We start from the raw sequence: 14,898 nt of genomic DNA, 5'->3' as shown, positions 1-14,898 counted from the left end.
ATTTAGATTAAATTTAAATAAACTTTTTAAAACTATATCAATTAACTGAAAATCAATTATTTAACGAACTAAAAATTAATGATAAAAATTAAAAATCTTGGAAGCTTCGTTATAAGCACTCTCAAAACTGAGCGCATTTAAACTATTATTTTTATTAGAAGTGAAGTATGATAATAGTTTTTCGGTGGGCATATTACCCGTTAGTTCATCTTTCGCCATAGGACATCCGCCAAACCCTTGAATGGCTCCATCAAAACGATTACAACCAGCTTTATATGCGGCATCTACTTTTTCAAACCATGTACTAGGCGTTGTATGTAAGTGTGCTCCAAATTCTATATTTTTGTATTGAGGTATTAAATTTGAAAATAGATAATTGATACTTTCTGCATCAGAACTCCCAATAGTATCACTTAAAGACAAAATTTTCACGCCCATTTTTGAAAGTTTTTCGGTCCACTCCCCTACTATATCTACATTCCAAGGATCACCATAAGGATTACCAAACCCCATAGATATATAAACGACCACTTCTTTATTAGATTTATTAGCGATTTCTAATATTTTTGAAAGTGTTACAACAGACTCAGCTATCGTTTTATGCGTATTACGCATCTGAAAGTTTTCTGAAATTGAAAACGGGTACCCCAAATAATCTATTTCTGAATGTATACAGGCATCTTCTGCCCCCCTAGTATTAGCTATAATAGCAAGTAATTTACTAGTAGTTTTAGACAAGTCAAGCTTTGATAAGACCTCGGCTGTATCAACCATTTGAGGAATGGCTTTAGGAGAAACAAAGCTACCAAAATCGATAGTATCGAAACCCACACGAAGTAACGATTGGATATACTGTACTTTATTAGCTGTTGGAATAAAATCCTTAATACCCTGCATGGCATCTCGTGGGCATTCAATAATCTTTACTTTCTCTTGCATTTAGTTAAAAAAATAGAAGGATAAAAATACTATTAATTTAGTTAAGCAATTAACAATAAAATAAAGATTTTTTAATTAATCTGTAAGTTTTGATATAATTAAACGACACTATCTTTGATATAAATAGTCATACCATGAAAAAAATTACTTTCCTCTTTGTTTCTATATTATTTATTTCCTTGGCTTCATTTTCTCAAAGTACCGCTAATTATAACATTGTTTTTGAAAGTTTTTGGGAAACTCCAACTGGTGACCCATTACATGGCATTAGTACAATCCCCTTACCTAATAATCCACATTGGTCTGCTTTGTCTATTGCTACACATAAAACAGCTAATACTATTTTAATGATGGGAGCCCCTGCATCTGCTGGAATAGAATCAATTGCAGAAACAGGTAGCACTAGCGCTTTTCAATCTGAAGTTACAGCAAATCCTGACGCTGATCAATTTGCTATTGGTAGTGGACTTGGATCTGCTCAAGGTACCATAACTAAGAATATTCAAATAAGCAAAGATTACCCTTTTGTAAGCTTAGCAACTATGATAGCTCCAAGCCCCGATTGGTTTGTCGCCGTTAATAGTGAAAATTTAAGATCCGGAAATGATGCCGTTAATAATGGTTGGAAAACAACTTATACTATAGATGTATTTCCTTATGATGCAGGAACGGAAAATGGCAATGGATACAGTGGGACGAACCCAGACACATCACCACAAGGGGTCATAACAAGTCTAGAAAACGTAGAACCGTTCGATGGTCTAAACAGTAATATGAGCCATAGAATTGGAACCGTCACTTTTAATTATATAGATTCTACGCTTAGTACTGAAACAATTAATACCATTGATAACGTAAAAGTGTTCCCAAATCCAACAAAAGGTGATATTACAATTTCTAATATTCAAGGTATTGAATTAAGCTCTATAAAAGTTTTTAACGTACTTGGCCGCTTGGTTAAGCAAATAGAAGTGAAAAAAGGATTATCAAAAATTAATAATAATCTAGCGAACCTAAATAAAGGAATTTATCTATTAAATTTAAAAGCTATTGACGGCTCCAGCAAATCACAAAAACTAGTAATCAACTAATAATTAGATATATAATTGAGATCTAACCGATAATATTTACGTTTAAACGTTTTTATTATTCATCTTTTTCATTAAGGAATACATTTGAAAAAAAATGTTTTGCCCTGATGAATATTTTTAACAAAAAGACCAACCTCTTACTTCTCTCGATATTTTTATCGACATCATCTTATGTTTCAGGGCAGAATAAACTAGAAACAAGTTGTGGTACAGTTACAACTCCAGAATTTTTAGAATACATTCGCAGCATAAAGCCACAAATTAAGAAACACGAACAGGTATTTACTTCTTACAAACTTAGAAAAAATAATACACATAGAGCTGTTAATTCTATTCCCATTAAAGCGCACATAATTAGATCTTCAAATGGTAAAGGAGGACTAAGTCTTTCTAACCTAAATGAAGCTATTAAAAACCTTAATGATATTTATGCAGATGCCTACATGGAATTTTTCTTATGTGATGGTATTAATTATATAGATGACGATGTATTGTGTCATTTTAAAAAAGGTAATGAAAATGATTTAAAAGAAACGAACTATACTGCTGGCTTAATAAATATTTATTTTACCGATTATTTGGAAAACGCTTCTAAAGAAAGTATTTGTGGTTATAGTAATAATGTTGGGCGACATGATGATATTATTGTAATGAAAAATAGCTGTGCTACTAATAATTCTTCTTTACCTCATGAATTGGGTCATTTTTTCTCTCTAACACATACGCACGGACCCGATAATACTAAAATGACTAGTGAGTTAGTTGATGGTAGCAACTGCGACACAGATGGTGATGGTATTTGTGATACACCTGCAGATCCTATGCTTTCTTACAATACTATTAATAACTTTTGTGAGTTTACTGGCATAGAAACTGATGCTAACGGACATACATTCAATCCAGATACAGGCAACATAATGTCTTATTCAAGAAAGTTATGTAGAAATCATTTTACAGATCAACAACTTGCCAGAATGTATGCCTATTACCAAACTACAAAAAACTATTTAGCCTGCCCTTCATTTAACGCTAATTTTAGCGCAGATATTAGTGCTACATGTGAAGAAACGCTGACCGTTAATTTCAACAATGATTGTACAAATATTACAAATTGGCAATGGGATGTCGACTCCGATGGTATTATTGACTACACCAACCAAAACCCCTCGCATACCTATAAAACAGGAATTTATGATGTAACACTTACAGTTTCTAATAAATCAAAAACTATAAAGAAAACCTTTTCAAAATTCATAAAAGTTGGTACAGAAATCAATCCTATACAAGAAGATTTTGACGATTTTGAAATAGCAGGAGATAACGGTTGGACAATTATCGATGCTTCTAAAAACGGTTATAATTGGTACTCAAATACTGGAAAAACAACTACTGATGGTACTGGGCCATTACATGATAATACAACTGATACTGGAGCAGGAAAATATATTTATGCGGAAGCCTCTGGAGCAAAATTAGGGGACGTAGCTGAATTTATTTCACCTTGTATCAATATCACCTCATCAAATACCAATCTGGAATTTTCATATCATATGTTTGGTAAAAACGTGGGAGCGTTACATGTAGATATAAAAACAGATAGTGGTTATATTAATGATGTCATCCCAGCACTCCATGGAAACCAACAAGCAAGTCAAAGTGATCCATTTTTAAAGAAAATTGTTAACTTGAGATCTTATAAAAACCAAACTATAAAAATTCGTTTTAGAGCTATAAGAGGTGCTAGTTGGGATGGAGATATTGCTATCGATGATATTCTTATTACTAGTACTAAAGAAAAAGAACAAACTACATTCAACACTTTATCCAGCATAAAAACGTATCCAAACCCAATCAAAAATGGAACACTATACATTAGTCATATAAATAGTGAGGACATTTTAAATTATCAAATTTCCAATGTATTCGGACAAGTATTCTTATCTGGAATATTAACAAATCAGCCAATTAATGTGAGTAGTTTGGCTTCTGGAACTTACTTTATTACTATTAGTAGCAAGAATTCAAGAATTGTTAAAAAAATTATTAAGTAAAAAAGTCTTAAGACCGCTTCGCTTTCGGAATCAAGAACAAAGACTGGGCTATAAATAAACGAAAAATAGAAAGGCTAAGAAATATTATTCTAATAACTAGTGAATTGGAAGCTCCTATATTAAAGTCACATTAGAATGATTTTCTAAAATTCACCTTTTAAGCAAGGTTTTATTAATTTGTTTTATTAGGCTTGGACCTTCGTAAATAAAACCAGTATAAACCTGTACTAAATCTGCTCCTGCATCTATTTTTTCAAGAGCATCTTTAGCCGAATGTATACCTCCTACTCCAATTATCGGAAATGATTTATTGCTTTTATCAGACAAATATTTTATAACCTGTGTGCTTTTATCTTTTATAGGTTGACCACTTAAACCGCCATGACCTATACTTTCAAGCAATTCTTTAGACGCTTTTAAATCGCTTCTATCCATGGATGTATTACTTGCAATAACACCATCTAAATTCGTTTCAGCAACAAGCGCTATAATTTCATCTAATTGTCCATTATTTAAATCTGGAGCTATCTTAAGAAGAATTGGTTTCTGTTTTTTAAAGGCTGTATTTGCATTTTGCACTGCGCCTATCAACTCCTCTAAATAATCCTTATCATTTAACTTAGCATGACTTCCAACGTTAGGGCAACTAACATTAAGTACAAAATAGTCTACATAAGGATGTAATGCGTTAAAACACTCTAAATAATCTTTGGTGTAATCTTCTGGTTTTGTGCTCGTGTTTTTTCCAATATTACCACCAATAATCAATTTGCCTTTGTTCTTTTTTAATTGAGAAATAGCCGCTTCCAACCCCTCATTATTAAATCCCATACGGTTAATAATTCCTTGATCATCTTTTAACCTAAACAATCTCTTCTTAGGGTTTCCTGCTTGCCCTTTAGGTGTTACCGTGCCAATTTCAATAAAACCAAAACCAAAATTAGCAAGTTCGTTGTACAACACTGCATTTTTATCAAAGCCAGCAGCTAAACCCACGGGATTTTTAAATGTTAATCCGAATAAGTATCGCTCTAATTTTACATTTTCGAGTGCATATAAGCTTCTAAAAATAGCTGCTAAGCCAGGAATTTTAGAGGTGAATTTTATTAGAAAAAAAGTGAAATGATGAATCCTTTCTGGGTCAAATAAAAAAAATAGAGGGCGAAGTAGTAATTTATACATTCAGTATTATTTATGCAAAAATACTCCTAAATAAAAAATTTAACAATTCAAAAGCAAAAAAAATTAATAATCGTATTTTTAAACCCATATAATAAGCATTTGATTATTTAACCAAAACCATGCTAAATTTTATTTAAAAATGATTTCAAAAGAAAACATCATAAAACGTTTTGTAAGTTACGTTACTATTGATACAGAATCCGATCCAACATCAAATACAACACCTAGCACAAAAAAACAATGGGATTTGGCCAATAAACTAGCCGAAGAACTTAAAAGTATTGGGATGACAGATGTTAGTATTGATCAAAATGCCTATATCATGGCAACTCTACCAAGCAATGTAGATCATGATGTTCCAACCATTGGATTTATTTCGCATTTTGACACCTCGCCAGATTTTACAGGAGCTAATGTAAAACCTCAGGTTATTGAAAATTATGATGGCAATGATATTGTTTTAAATGATACTGAAAACATTGTATTATCACCAGACTATTTTGAAGATTTACTATTGTACAAAGGTCAAACTTTAATAACAACAGACGGTACTACCCTTTTAGGAGCCGATGATAAAGCTGGGATTTGCGAAATTGTTTCGGCTATGGAATATTTAGTGAATCATCCAGAAATTAAACATGGTAAAATAAGAGTCGGTTTTACTCCCGATGAAGAAATAGGTAGAGGAGCCCATAAATTTGATGTTAAAAAATTTGGTGCAGACTGGGCTTACACTATGGATGGTAGTCAAATAGGCGAATTAGAATACGAAAACTTTAACGCTGCTGGAGCCGTAGTAAAAATAAAAGGTAAAATTGTACATCCCGGATATGCAAAAGGTAAAATGATAAATTCTATGTACATCGCGCAAGAATTCATTAATTCTCTGCCACGTTTAGAAACGCCAGAACATACAGAAGGCTATGAAGGCTTTTTTCATTTACATAGCATGAAAGGACATGTTGAAGAAACTGTTTTAGAATATATTATTCGTGATCACGATAAAGGTCATTTTGAAGCTCGTAAAGAGGTGATGCAAAAGCTAACTAACGAATTAAATTCGCAATACGAACGGGAAGTCATTACTACCGAAATTAAAGATCAATATTTCAATATGAAAGAAAAAGTCGAGCCCGTGATGCATATTGTAGATATTGCAGAAAAAGCCATGATACAACTTGGCATCAAACCACTTATCAAAGCTATTCGTGGAGGTACAGATGGCTCACAATTAAGCTATATGGGTTTACCTTGTCCGAATATATTTGCTGGTGGACATAACTTTCATGGACGTTATGAATATGTACCTGTTGAAAGTATGATTAAAGCAACGGAAGTGATTTGTAAAATTGCTGAGTTAACGGCTTTAGAGAAGTAGAAAACACATTTAATCATTATCAATTCAAAATCAGAAAATATTTCTGATCTATTAAACGATTTAGTAATTAAACAACAACATCTTGTAGTCTCACCTATACACGATTACCTATTCGTGTTTTAGAACAATATACCTGGTTCTTTCATGCACAACTATGCATTTAAATATTGTATTTTTAAATAAAAATGCAATAGATTTAAAAAGTATCGTCTTTTTAACCAAAGACCCTCTATAAATGGTTAAATGAATTCAGAATCTGAAAACAGTAAAAAACTTAATGATTTTTTTGGTAGAGAATACCGATCTCTGAAAATTTATGTAAATAACAGAATAAAGGATACTGCCAGTCGTAGTGCTGAAGATATTATTCAGGATGTCGCTTTAAAGTTATTCTCAGGAGCCGATAGATATGCCCCTATCAACAATGTAGCTGGTTTTGTTTATAGGTCAATTAGAAATAAAATAATTGATATTATGCGAACAACTAAACAAACAGAGCAAATAGAGATTGATAGTGAGTTTTCAAATCTGGCTGAAATGATTCATCAATCGACCGATAATCATACTTCAGAGGAAATGATTCCTCTTTTAAAAAAGAGTATTAAACAACTTAAGCCAGGATATAGAGATATTATTATTGCGGTAGATTTTGAAGGTTACACATATAAAGAAATTTCTAAAGAAACCAGAATTCCAGAAGGCACACTCATGTCCCGAAGGCATAGAGCCATAGGCATGTTATATAAAAAATTAGAATCAGAAATTAACAAATATAAAAACGACATATCATGAAAAATTACTTCACTCATAAATTCAGAGAAAAATCTCCAATAGAGATTGCTGGAATAATAATCTTTGGAGCTATAGCCATTACCGGTTTAGCTATTCTATTTGGCTTTGTAATTATGTGGCTATGGAATTGGCTTATGCCAGAGATTTTCGGACTTACCACACTTACGTATTGGCAGGCTGTAGGGTTATTTATATTCCTAAAATTATTGCTTGGAGGCTGTGGAGGCGGTGGAAAATCATCTAAAAGCTCGAAACGAAAATGTGATGATAATTCAAAAAGTGATTTTTCAAAATGGAAACATTATGATGAATTTTGGGAAGAAGAAGGCGATATTCTTTATAAACAATATCTCGAACGAAAAACAAACCCAATACAAACTAACGAATCAGAATCATTTTAAATTTTATTATTTTAATACTCTATTATGCATCTATTAATCTTTGAAACAGATATTAAGTCAAAGAAAAAAGTAAAAGCTTTAAAATCGGTATTTAATAAGCATTCTGATATTTTAAAATGGTCTGTAGATATTGAAGACATTGACAATGTCCTTAGAATTGAAGCGACCACCAATATTACAGAAGCCGACATCATTAATATGGTTCAAATACACGGTTTTTATATCAAAACACTAACCTATTAAACATCCAATTGCCAACGGCAAGGCCAAATGATTATTACTATAATAACACCTATATAAAAAAATTAATGGTTAGGTAAAATGATGTTCAGATGGAAATTTGTAAATTAATTGCTTAAAGCAGTACATTTACATTAAATAAAAAAAGGATACTATGAATCCGTCTGCGCAAGGTTGGACAAAAAAGCTACTAAAGGAGATTGAAAAAAAGGATACTATCTTTAATTTCAATGAAGAGACCTTTTATAATGCCCTAAGAAATTGTGGTTTCATATATGGAAGTAATTTAGATATAGTTGAAAATATAGTTGCTAAAAAAGACCTTACAGAAGAAGAACTTTGTAAAACAAATTTACTTTTAACATTATTATACACTCATAAAAATTCAAAGTCTAAAATACCATTTATTGATAGTGTCATAAACTTTTACACAGATATAAATGAACTTAAAATTTCATTCTTTCAGGAGTTATTAGGCGAAAAAAAGTCTAGTGAACAACTCGAAAAAATAATTCATAAACGAGTACAAATAGATGCTAATGTACTTACTAAGAACTTTAATTATTTTATTATAAATGCTTTACTTTTTATTGATGTTCTGGCTTATCAGGAATTCTTAAAAAACGATACCATTTCAATTGATTACATTAGAAATTTAGAAGCTGCAATTGAAACTATTTCTTTAGATGTTTTAAACTCTAAAACTATAAAAAATCAATACGACGAAAGTTTAATAAAGCTCTTTGAATCTTCGCTACGATTTAAAGACAACATTCATGTTAACTATAAAAAAGCTGTTGAAATTATTAAAACGAAACAGGAGAAGTACTATATTTTAGACTTAGCATGTATGGCAACTTGGGGAGATAGAACTATTGATGACAATGAACAAAAATTTTTATTTCGGTTAGGTACCGATTTAAGTCTTCATACGTCGCGTATTAGTCAATCTATAGATGCTGTAAACCATTTTTATAAGTCCAACAAAGACAATATAGCACTTTTAAGTTCAAAAAATATTGTGCAAAGTTTTTACAATAACTCTAGTAAAATGGTAAATAAGTTAATTACAAGAAATAGTAAACGCTTGTACCAAGAACTTAAGGACAGTAAAGAACTTATGATTTTATTATCGCAATCTACAGTTCGGGATTTAACCAACGAGGAACAAAAAAAAGTACAAGAACAGTTATTGGATATTTTCAAATCCATACCAAGTCTTGCCATATTTATACTTCCTGGTGGTGCATTGTTGTTGCCTTTAGTAGTTAAATTCATCCCTAAACTATTACCTTCTGCTTTTGATGATAATAGGATCGATGATTAATTATGAAAAAGCAAATTCAAACTTACTTAAATCGTTATGTCTCATTTTCTGAAGAAGAAATAGACTTATTTTATACCTATCTTAAACCACAAGTCTTTCAAAAAAAAGAATTCATCTTAAAAGAAGGCGAGGTCTGTAAAATTAAATTCTTCATTACAAAAGGGTTAATACGTATTTTTGAGATTGATAAAAAAGGGAATGAAAACATCCACCATTTTGGTATAGAAAACTGGTGGATGACCAATATGGAAAGCTTTGTTACCGAGCAACCTTCTCTTCTATATATTCAAGCACTTGAAGAAACAACACTACTTACTATTAGCAAAGCTAATCTAGAAAAGGCATTTATTACGATACCTAAACTAGAACGTTTGTTTAGGATAATAACCGAAAAAATGGTTATTGCCATAGATCGTAAAAATGAACATTTTCTTAAAATGACTAGTAAAGAACGGTATCTCGGATTTATAAAAGAACTTAAGGATTTTTCTCAGCGAGTCCCTCAATACATGATAGCTTCGTACCTTGATATTACACCTGAATACTTAAGCGAACTAAGGAAAAACAAATAGATCGTTATTTCTTAAGACATCTTAATTTTTACTGGTTTTCTCTATCCTAATTTTGTTTCATAATTAAAAAAAACATCAAATTATGGAACGAATTTCTTATACCGATATTCCAGAAGGACTATTTAAAAACTTAAGAGCTATAGAAGACTTAATATCTAATTCTCCTTTAGAAAACAAGCTCTACGAGCTTATTAAACTTAGGATTTCTCAAAAAAATGGCTGCGCTTATTGTGTAGATATGCATTATAAAGAGTTAAAACATGCAGGTGAAACAGAACTACGCTTATCATCATTATGTGTTTGGGAAGAAACACCTTATTTTTCAGATAAAGAACGAATCGTATTAAAGTTTGCCGAAACACTTACAAAAATAAATAATTCACCTATACCTGAAGAAGTTTACACACCTTTGTTAGCCCATTTTAACAAAACTGAAATCTGCTACTTGTCCTTGGCTATAACACAAATAAATACGTGGAACAGACTTATGAAAGTGTTTCTATTCACTCCTGGAAATTATAAAGTAGGAGATCATTAATAATGAACTCATCTTGACTTTTTCTATTTCCTAAAAAATGGTTAAAATTTGCCTATATTTTGTTATTTTTTTTATGCTTAGCACTGCTATGCCTTGCAAAAAATGCCTCATCTGAACAAATTTTATCTCATTCCTGCCCGTCCGGCAGGCGGGTTCGGTTAAAAACAAAAAGTCAAGATGAGTTCAATGAATCAAAACATTATTAAAATATTTTTAAATTAAGAGTAATAAAATATACTTTTTAGTTCTTAATCCAGTATCCGATAAAAGGTAATGCGTATTATCTTTTATCGGATATTTTCTTTTACATAAGTATATGATTTCAAAAAAAGGGTGAATTTTATTTTTTTTCTGTTAGATTTACAACCTTACTAACCATTAATCTAGAAAATACAGGTATGACCTCTTACACTATAAAAGAAATTAATGACATTTTAAAAGGCAAATTAATAGGAAACACAACACAATCTATTGAAGGTCCGGAACAACTACAAAATGCCAATAGTAATCATATAACTTTTATAGGGAGCACAAAATATGTCAAGCATTGGGCAGATTCAAAAGCCTGTGCAGCTGTAGTAAACGATAACCTAAATGTAGAGCCTGGAGATAATCGCGCATTAATTAAAGTTAAAAATGCCGATTTAGCCATGGCAAAAATTTTAGAGCTCTTTAATCCACCAGCCCCAGAATTTGAAACAGATATTCACCCCACAGCAGTTATTCATGAAACCGCTAAAATAGGTGAAGGCTGTAAAATAGGAGCCAATTGCTATGTGGGTAAAAATGTAGAACTTGGAGACGGTGTTATTTTATACCCTAATGTTTGTGTTTTTGACGAAACAACAATTGGAAACAATACCATTGCTTGGTCTGGAACAGTTATCAGAGAACGTTGTATTATAGGGAGTCATTGTATTTTCCACACTAATGTAAGTATTGGTGCAGATGGTTTTGGATACCGCCCAAGTGACGACGGTCACGGTCTTGTTAAAATACCACAAATTGGAAATGTTATTATAGGCCATTATGTTGAAATTGGCGCAAATTCCTGTGTAGACCGTGCTAAATTTAGTGCAACCATTGTTGGTGATGGTTGTAAAATAGATAACCTAGTACAAATAGCCCATAATAGTGTTATGGGACGTTTTTGCATCATGGCTGGACATAGCGGACTTGCTGGTTCTGTAACTTTAGGAGACGGCGTTATTATTGGAGGTAGCGCTTCTATCAAAGATCATACTACTATAGAATCTGGAGCTACCGTTGGAGCTGGTTCTGGTGTTATGAATAATGTAAAAGCAGGAGAAACCGTTTTAGGGTATCCTGCGCAAGATGCCAGAGACATGTTGAAGCAATGGGTAGCTATGCGTAGGCTAGCCAAAAAGTGACTTTAATACTTTTATATCTACTGAAAATAGATTATACAATGTTATATTCTATATAAGAAGTATTCCATCCCCCCCCTTATCAATTATTGACAGCAACTAAGAATAAAGGTAATTTAAAAAGCGTTATAAATGATAAATCAAATTTATTTACTAATTAAGAGTATAAAGTATAAGCCACTTAATCGTTACCCTCTAGGGCATTTTTACTCCCCAATCATCTCTAAAAAAGAATTTTTAGAACTCGAAGAGCATATATGGGAAGAAGCTGAGAATAAAACATTACCTGGAATCAATTTAAATTCTGAAAAACAGATTTCCTTAATAAAGGAATTTGAAAAATATTATGATGAGATGCCCTTTGAAGAAGAAGCATCTCCTGAAAAAAGATACTGTCTCGGCAATAACTCTTATGGATATACTGATGCGATCATGCTCTATTCATTTATTAGGCATTTTAACCCTAAAAATGTTATAGAAATTGGTTCAGGATTCTCATCTGCATTAATGCTTGATACAAAAGACATCTTTAAAATGGATACAAATTATACTTTCATTGAACCGTATCCAAAATTACTGAATAGCCTTTTAAAAGACCATGATAAAAACTCGTGTAAAATTTATAAAAGTAAGGTTCAAAAGGTACCTATTGAAGTATTTAACGAGTTAGAAGTAAATGACATTTTGTTTATAGATAGTAGCCACGTCTCAAAAGCAGGTAGTGACGTAAATTTTGAGCTTTTCAACATTTTACCCAGCTTAAAATCTGGTGTCATAATTCACTTTCATGATGTTTTTTATCCTTTTGAGTATCCAAAAGAATGGATTACAAGAGGCCGAAATTGGAATGAAGATTATCTTTTAAGAGCATTTTTGAGTTATAATAATGATTTTGAGATATTACTTTTTTCGCATTATATTCATGAACACTTTAAAGACGCGTTTAAGAATATGCCACTAACTTATAAATGTACTGGTGGAAATCTGTGGCTAAGAAAAAAATAATTACTGTATACAGTATAAATACTTTAAAGATCTTATGAAATGCATATTGAACTCATTTAGATTAATACCTGTATTTTTTATTTTTATGCTTTTCTTTAGTGGAAAAAACTATCAAAAAAACGCACCTATGAATATCGTTAGAGGTTTGAACCCTGCAATTTCAGAATACACTGTTTTAGAACAAGACTTTATTACTAAAATTGCTAAAAAACTAAGAAACAATGGGTTTCCTCTTGATCAATTAACAAGTGTTCGTCTCAAAAATAGAATCCTTTCTAAAAAAGACTATTATACTTATAATGAAATTACTTTTTTAATTAATCCTGGGGCTTACAAGCAAGGTGAGCTCAATTCTGTGATTGCAAATATTGGTATAGGATGGGAAGATCCCTCTGTTATAAGAACACCAGATGGCGGTATTGAGTTTGAAGTAGGTCGTAAAATAAAATATACAGATTTAGTAATGCACCTTTATCGTTTGCAAAACTCCTATTCTCACCACATACTTTTAAAAGATCACGATATAATACTAGAAAAAATAAATAATTTATTACTTACAAGTAAGATAGAAGACATTAAATACTTCTCTTCAAAAGGAATATCGGAATTAACTAAAAATTATCTTATTTCAATCACAGCATGTCATGAAAAAAGACATGTATATAACATGGTGATCCAAAAAATGGATCATGAGCTCATAGATTCTAAATACTTCAATTAACTTATTGAAGAATATCGTTTACAAATAGACCTTAACACATCTACCGTAGTGGTATTAGATAGTTTTGACCCTACTTTCTTTCCTACTCCTGCAGCCAACCCTTACAAGCCTTTTAGTAAAGAAGAGCATTCGAGGTAGCAAAATGGCTTTCAGTTCAGTTTTTATTTAACCTGAGTCGACGTAAACTTTATTAAAAACATCTTATATAATCCAATGAAATACAACTATTTACCATTGACGGAGCGAAACATGAGCCCTTCGACTGCTCTCCTTTAGATTTCTTCTTTAAAACCTTTTAAGAACTTGATTATCAATTTATAATATTTCAAACTAACGTTATTTAACTCAATTAAATGAAGCTCGAAACTTTAAAGGTGAAACATTGGTTTTCGTTTTAAATAATTTACTGAAAGATTGAGAATGTTCAAATCCCAACTCATAAGCAATTTCACTAACTGATAAATTTGTAGTCGATAATTTTTCTTTTGCTTTTTCTATTAATTTATCGTGTATATGTTGTTGTGTCGTTTGCCCCGTTAAACTTTTGAGTAAACTACTTAAATAACCAGGAGACATATTTAAGGTATTAGCAATGTATTGAACCGTTGGCAAACCTTTATTTATAACCTCTTCACCATTAAAATACTCATTAAGTAATGCTTCAACGTCATTTAATTTATAATGACTGGTTTTTTTCCTAGTAATGAATTGACGTTGATAAAATCGTTGGGCATAATTGAGTAATAACTCAATTTGTGCTATGATAATATTCTGACTAAAATTGTCAATATTATTTTCTATTTCCTGCTTAATGTTTTGGAAAATACCCTCAATAACGGCTTCTTCTTTTTCAGACATAAAAAGGGCTTCATTTATAGAGTAATCAAAAAAATCATATTGCTTAATTGTTTTTGAAAGCGAAGAATTCCAAAAAAAATCTGGATGTATAAGAAGTAGCCAACCTGATGGTTTCAAATTGGCTTTAGTATTAGGTTCAATACTCAATATTTGCCCTGGTGATATAAAAGACATCAAGCCCTCATCAAAATCATATTTTTGTTGACCGTATCTAATAGTTCCCACATTTCTTTTTACACCAATAGAGTAAAAATCAAAATTCCAATGTTCGCCAATATGCTCAGGTAGTATTTTAGAAAGACCATAATCAACTAAACTGACTAAAGGGTGTAGTGGACTAGACAATCCCCTGATTTTATGAAAATCACTTATGGTTTCAATCTTACGGATCTTGTTTTTCATTTATACTTTTTGA

General features: G+C 31.4%; 15 protein-coding genes. 12 read left to right on the top strand and 3 right to left on the bottom strand.

What is annotated here, in order from left to right; all coding sequences use genetic code 11:
• Positions 1-75: 75 nt before the first annotated feature.
• Positions 76-939: a hydroxymethylglutaryl-CoA lyase gene (locus Q4Q39_RS03605; RefSeq protein WP_303281000.1), complete on the bottom strand. Its 864-nt coding sequence runs from the start codon at positions 937-939 to the stop codon at positions 76-78.
• A gap of 134 nt (positions 940-1,073) precedes the next feature.
• On the opposite strand from Q4Q39_RS03605, the gene Q4Q39_RS03600 reads away from it, so the two are divergent.
• Positions 1,074-2,030 carry a T9SS type A sorting domain-containing protein gene (locus tag Q4Q39_RS03600; RefSeq protein ID WP_303280999.1) on the top strand — a complete coding sequence of 319 codons (957 nt, stop codon included), beginning with the start codon at positions 1,074-1,076 and terminating at the stop codon, positions 2,028-2,030.
• Between the two features lie 107 nt (positions 2,031-2,137).
• A complete protein-coding gene (locus Q4Q39_RS03595) occupies positions 2,138-4,081 on the top strand; it encodes a T9SS-dependent choice-of-anchor J family protein (RefSeq protein WP_303280998.1) in 1,944 nt (647 codons plus the stop codon).
• 150 nt (positions 4,082-4,231) lie between these two features.
• Here the strand turns inward: Q4Q39_RS03595 and Q4Q39_RS03590 are convergent, their stop codons facing one another.
• Positions 4,232-5,263 (bottom strand): quinone-dependent dihydroorotate dehydrogenase, encoded by a 1,032-nt coding sequence (locus Q4Q39_RS03590; RefSeq protein WP_303280997.1) that lies wholly within the window; start codon positions 5,261-5,263, stop codon positions 4,232-4,234.
• 139 nt (positions 5,264-5,402) lie between these two features.
• Between Q4Q39_RS03590 and pepT the strand changes: the two genes are divergently transcribed.
• From pepT to Q4Q39_RS03540, 10 genes are all read left to right on the top strand, one after another.
• Entirely contained in the window at positions 5,403-6,641 is a 1,239-nt protein-coding gene (pepT, locus tag Q4Q39_RS03585) for a peptidase T (RefSeq protein ID WP_303280996.1), read from the top strand.
• Positions 6,642-6,884: 243 nt separating this feature from the next.
• Positions 6,885-7,433: an RNA polymerase sigma factor gene (locus Q4Q39_RS03580; RefSeq protein WP_303280995.1), complete on the top strand. Its 549-nt coding sequence runs from the start codon at positions 6,885-6,887 to the stop codon at positions 7,431-7,433.
• Positions 7,430-7,834 (top strand): hypothetical protein, encoded by a 405-nt coding sequence (locus Q4Q39_RS03575; RefSeq protein ID WP_303280994.1) that lies wholly within the window; start codon positions 7,430-7,432, stop codon positions 7,832-7,834. The genes Q4Q39_RS03580 and Q4Q39_RS03575 overlap by 4 nt, the downstream gene beginning before the upstream one ends.
• Before the next feature lie 24 nt (positions 7,835-7,858).
• A complete protein-coding gene (locus tag Q4Q39_RS03570) occupies positions 7,859-8,077 on the top strand; it encodes a hypothetical protein (protein WP_303280993.1) in 219 nt (72 codons plus the stop codon).
• Between the two features lie 151 nt (positions 8,078-8,228).
• Positions 8,229-9,401, top strand: coding sequence for an LETM1-related biofilm-associated protein (locus Q4Q39_RS03565; RefSeq protein ID WP_303280992.1), 1,173 nt, complete (start codon positions 8,229-8,231; stop codon positions 9,399-9,401).
• Between the two features lie 2 nt (positions 9,402-9,403).
• A complete protein-coding gene (locus Q4Q39_RS03560; protein WP_303280991.1) occupies positions 9,404-9,973 on the top strand; it encodes a Crp/Fnr family transcriptional regulator in 570 nt (189 codons plus the stop codon).
• Between the two features lie 82 nt (positions 9,974-10,055).
• Positions 10,056-10,511, top strand: coding sequence for a carboxymuconolactone decarboxylase family protein (locus Q4Q39_RS03555; RefSeq protein WP_303280990.1), 456 nt, complete (start codon positions 10,056-10,058; stop codon positions 10,509-10,511).
• A 398-nt stretch (positions 10,512-10,909) separates the two neighbouring features.
• Positions 10,910-11,902, top strand: coding sequence for a UDP-3-O-(3-hydroxymyristoyl)glucosamine N-acyltransferase (lpxD, locus tag Q4Q39_RS03550; RefSeq protein WP_303280989.1), 993 nt, complete (start codon positions 10,910-10,912; stop codon positions 11,900-11,902).
• Positions 11,903-12,031: 129 nt separating this feature from the next.
• A complete protein-coding gene (locus Q4Q39_RS03545; protein WP_303280988.1) occupies positions 12,032-12,904 on the top strand; it encodes a class I SAM-dependent methyltransferase in 873 nt (290 codons plus the stop codon).
• Between the two features lie 127 nt (positions 12,905-13,031).
• On the top strand, positions 13,032-13,625 hold the full coding sequence (locus Q4Q39_RS03540; protein ID WP_303280987.1) for a hypothetical protein: 594 nt from the start codon (positions 13,032-13,034) through the stop codon (positions 13,623-13,625).
• A 345-nt stretch (positions 13,626-13,970) separates the two neighbouring features.
• Here the strand turns inward: Q4Q39_RS03540 and Q4Q39_RS03535 are convergent, their stop codons facing one another.
• On the bottom strand, positions 13,971-14,885 hold the full coding sequence (locus tag Q4Q39_RS03535; RefSeq protein WP_303280986.1) for a helix-turn-helix domain-containing protein: 915 nt from the start codon (positions 14,883-14,885) through the stop codon (positions 13,971-13,973).
• Positions 14,886-14,898 lie beyond the last annotated feature (13 nt).

Source organism: Flavivirga amylovorans (assembly GCF_030540875.1).
Taxonomy (GTDB): domain Bacteria; phylum Bacteroidota; class Bacteroidia; order Flavobacteriales; family Flavobacteriaceae; genus Flavivirga; species Flavivirga amylovorans.
Note: the sequence above shows the minus strand (reverse complement) of the source record. Positions and strands in the feature narration are given on the sequence as shown.

Bases quoted from the DNA above. Each gene is read 5' to 3' on its own strand.
- Q4Q39_RS03565 (WP_303280992.1), top strand. From the start codon at position 8,229: ATGAATCCGTCTGCGCAAGGTTGGACAAAAAAGCTACTAAAGGAGATT.
- Q4Q39_RS03580 (WP_303280995.1), top strand. From the start codon at position 6,885: ATGAATTCAGAATCTGAAAACAGTAAAAAACTTAATGATTTTTTTGGT.
- Q4Q39_RS03600 (WP_303280999.1), top strand. From the start codon at position 1,074: ATGAAAAAAATTACTTTCCTCTTTGTTTCTATATTATTTATTTCCTTG.
- Q4Q39_RS03560 (WP_303280991.1), top strand. From the start codon at position 9,404: ATGAAAAAGCAAATTCAAACTTACTTAAATCGTTATGTCTCATTTTCT.
- pepT (WP_303280996.1), top strand. From the start codon at position 5,403: ATGATTTCAAAAGAAAACATCATAAAACGTTTTGTAAGTTACGTTACT.
- Q4Q39_RS03575 (WP_303280994.1), top strand. From the start codon at position 7,430: ATGAAAAATTACTTCACTCATAAATTCAGAGAAAAATCTCCAATAGAG.
- Q4Q39_RS03595 (WP_303280998.1), top strand. From the start codon at position 2,138: ATGAATATTTTTAACAAAAAGACCAACCTCTTACTTCTCTCGATATTT.
- lpxD (WP_303280989.1), top strand. From the start codon at position 10,910: ATGACCTCTTACACTATAAAAGAAATTAATGACATTTTAAAAGGCAAA.
- Q4Q39_RS03535 (WP_303280986.1), bottom strand. From the start codon at position 14,885: ATGAAAAACAAGATCCGTAAGATTGAAACCATAAGTGATTTTCATAAA.
- Q4Q39_RS03555 (WP_303280990.1), top strand. From the start codon at position 10,056: ATGGAACGAATTTCTTATACCGATATTCCAGAAGGACTATTTAAAAAC.
- Q4Q39_RS03570 (WP_303280993.1), top strand. From the start codon at position 7,859: ATGCATCTATTAATCTTTGAAACAGATATTAAGTCAAAGAAAAAAGTA.
- Q4Q39_RS03605 (WP_303281000.1), bottom strand. From the start codon at position 939: ATGCAAGAGAAAGTAAAGATTATTGAATGCCCACGAGATGCCATGCAG.
- Q4Q39_RS03545 (WP_303280988.1), top strand. From the start codon at position 12,032: ATGATAAATCAAATTTATTTACTAATTAAGAGTATAAAGTATAAGCCA.
- Q4Q39_RS03590 (WP_303280997.1), bottom strand. From the start codon at position 5,263: ATGTATAAATTACTACTTCGCCCTCTATTTTTTTTATTTGACCCAGAA.
- Q4Q39_RS03540 (WP_303280987.1), top strand. From the start codon at position 13,032: ATGAATATCGTTAGAGGTTTGAACCCTGCAATTTCAGAATACACTGTT.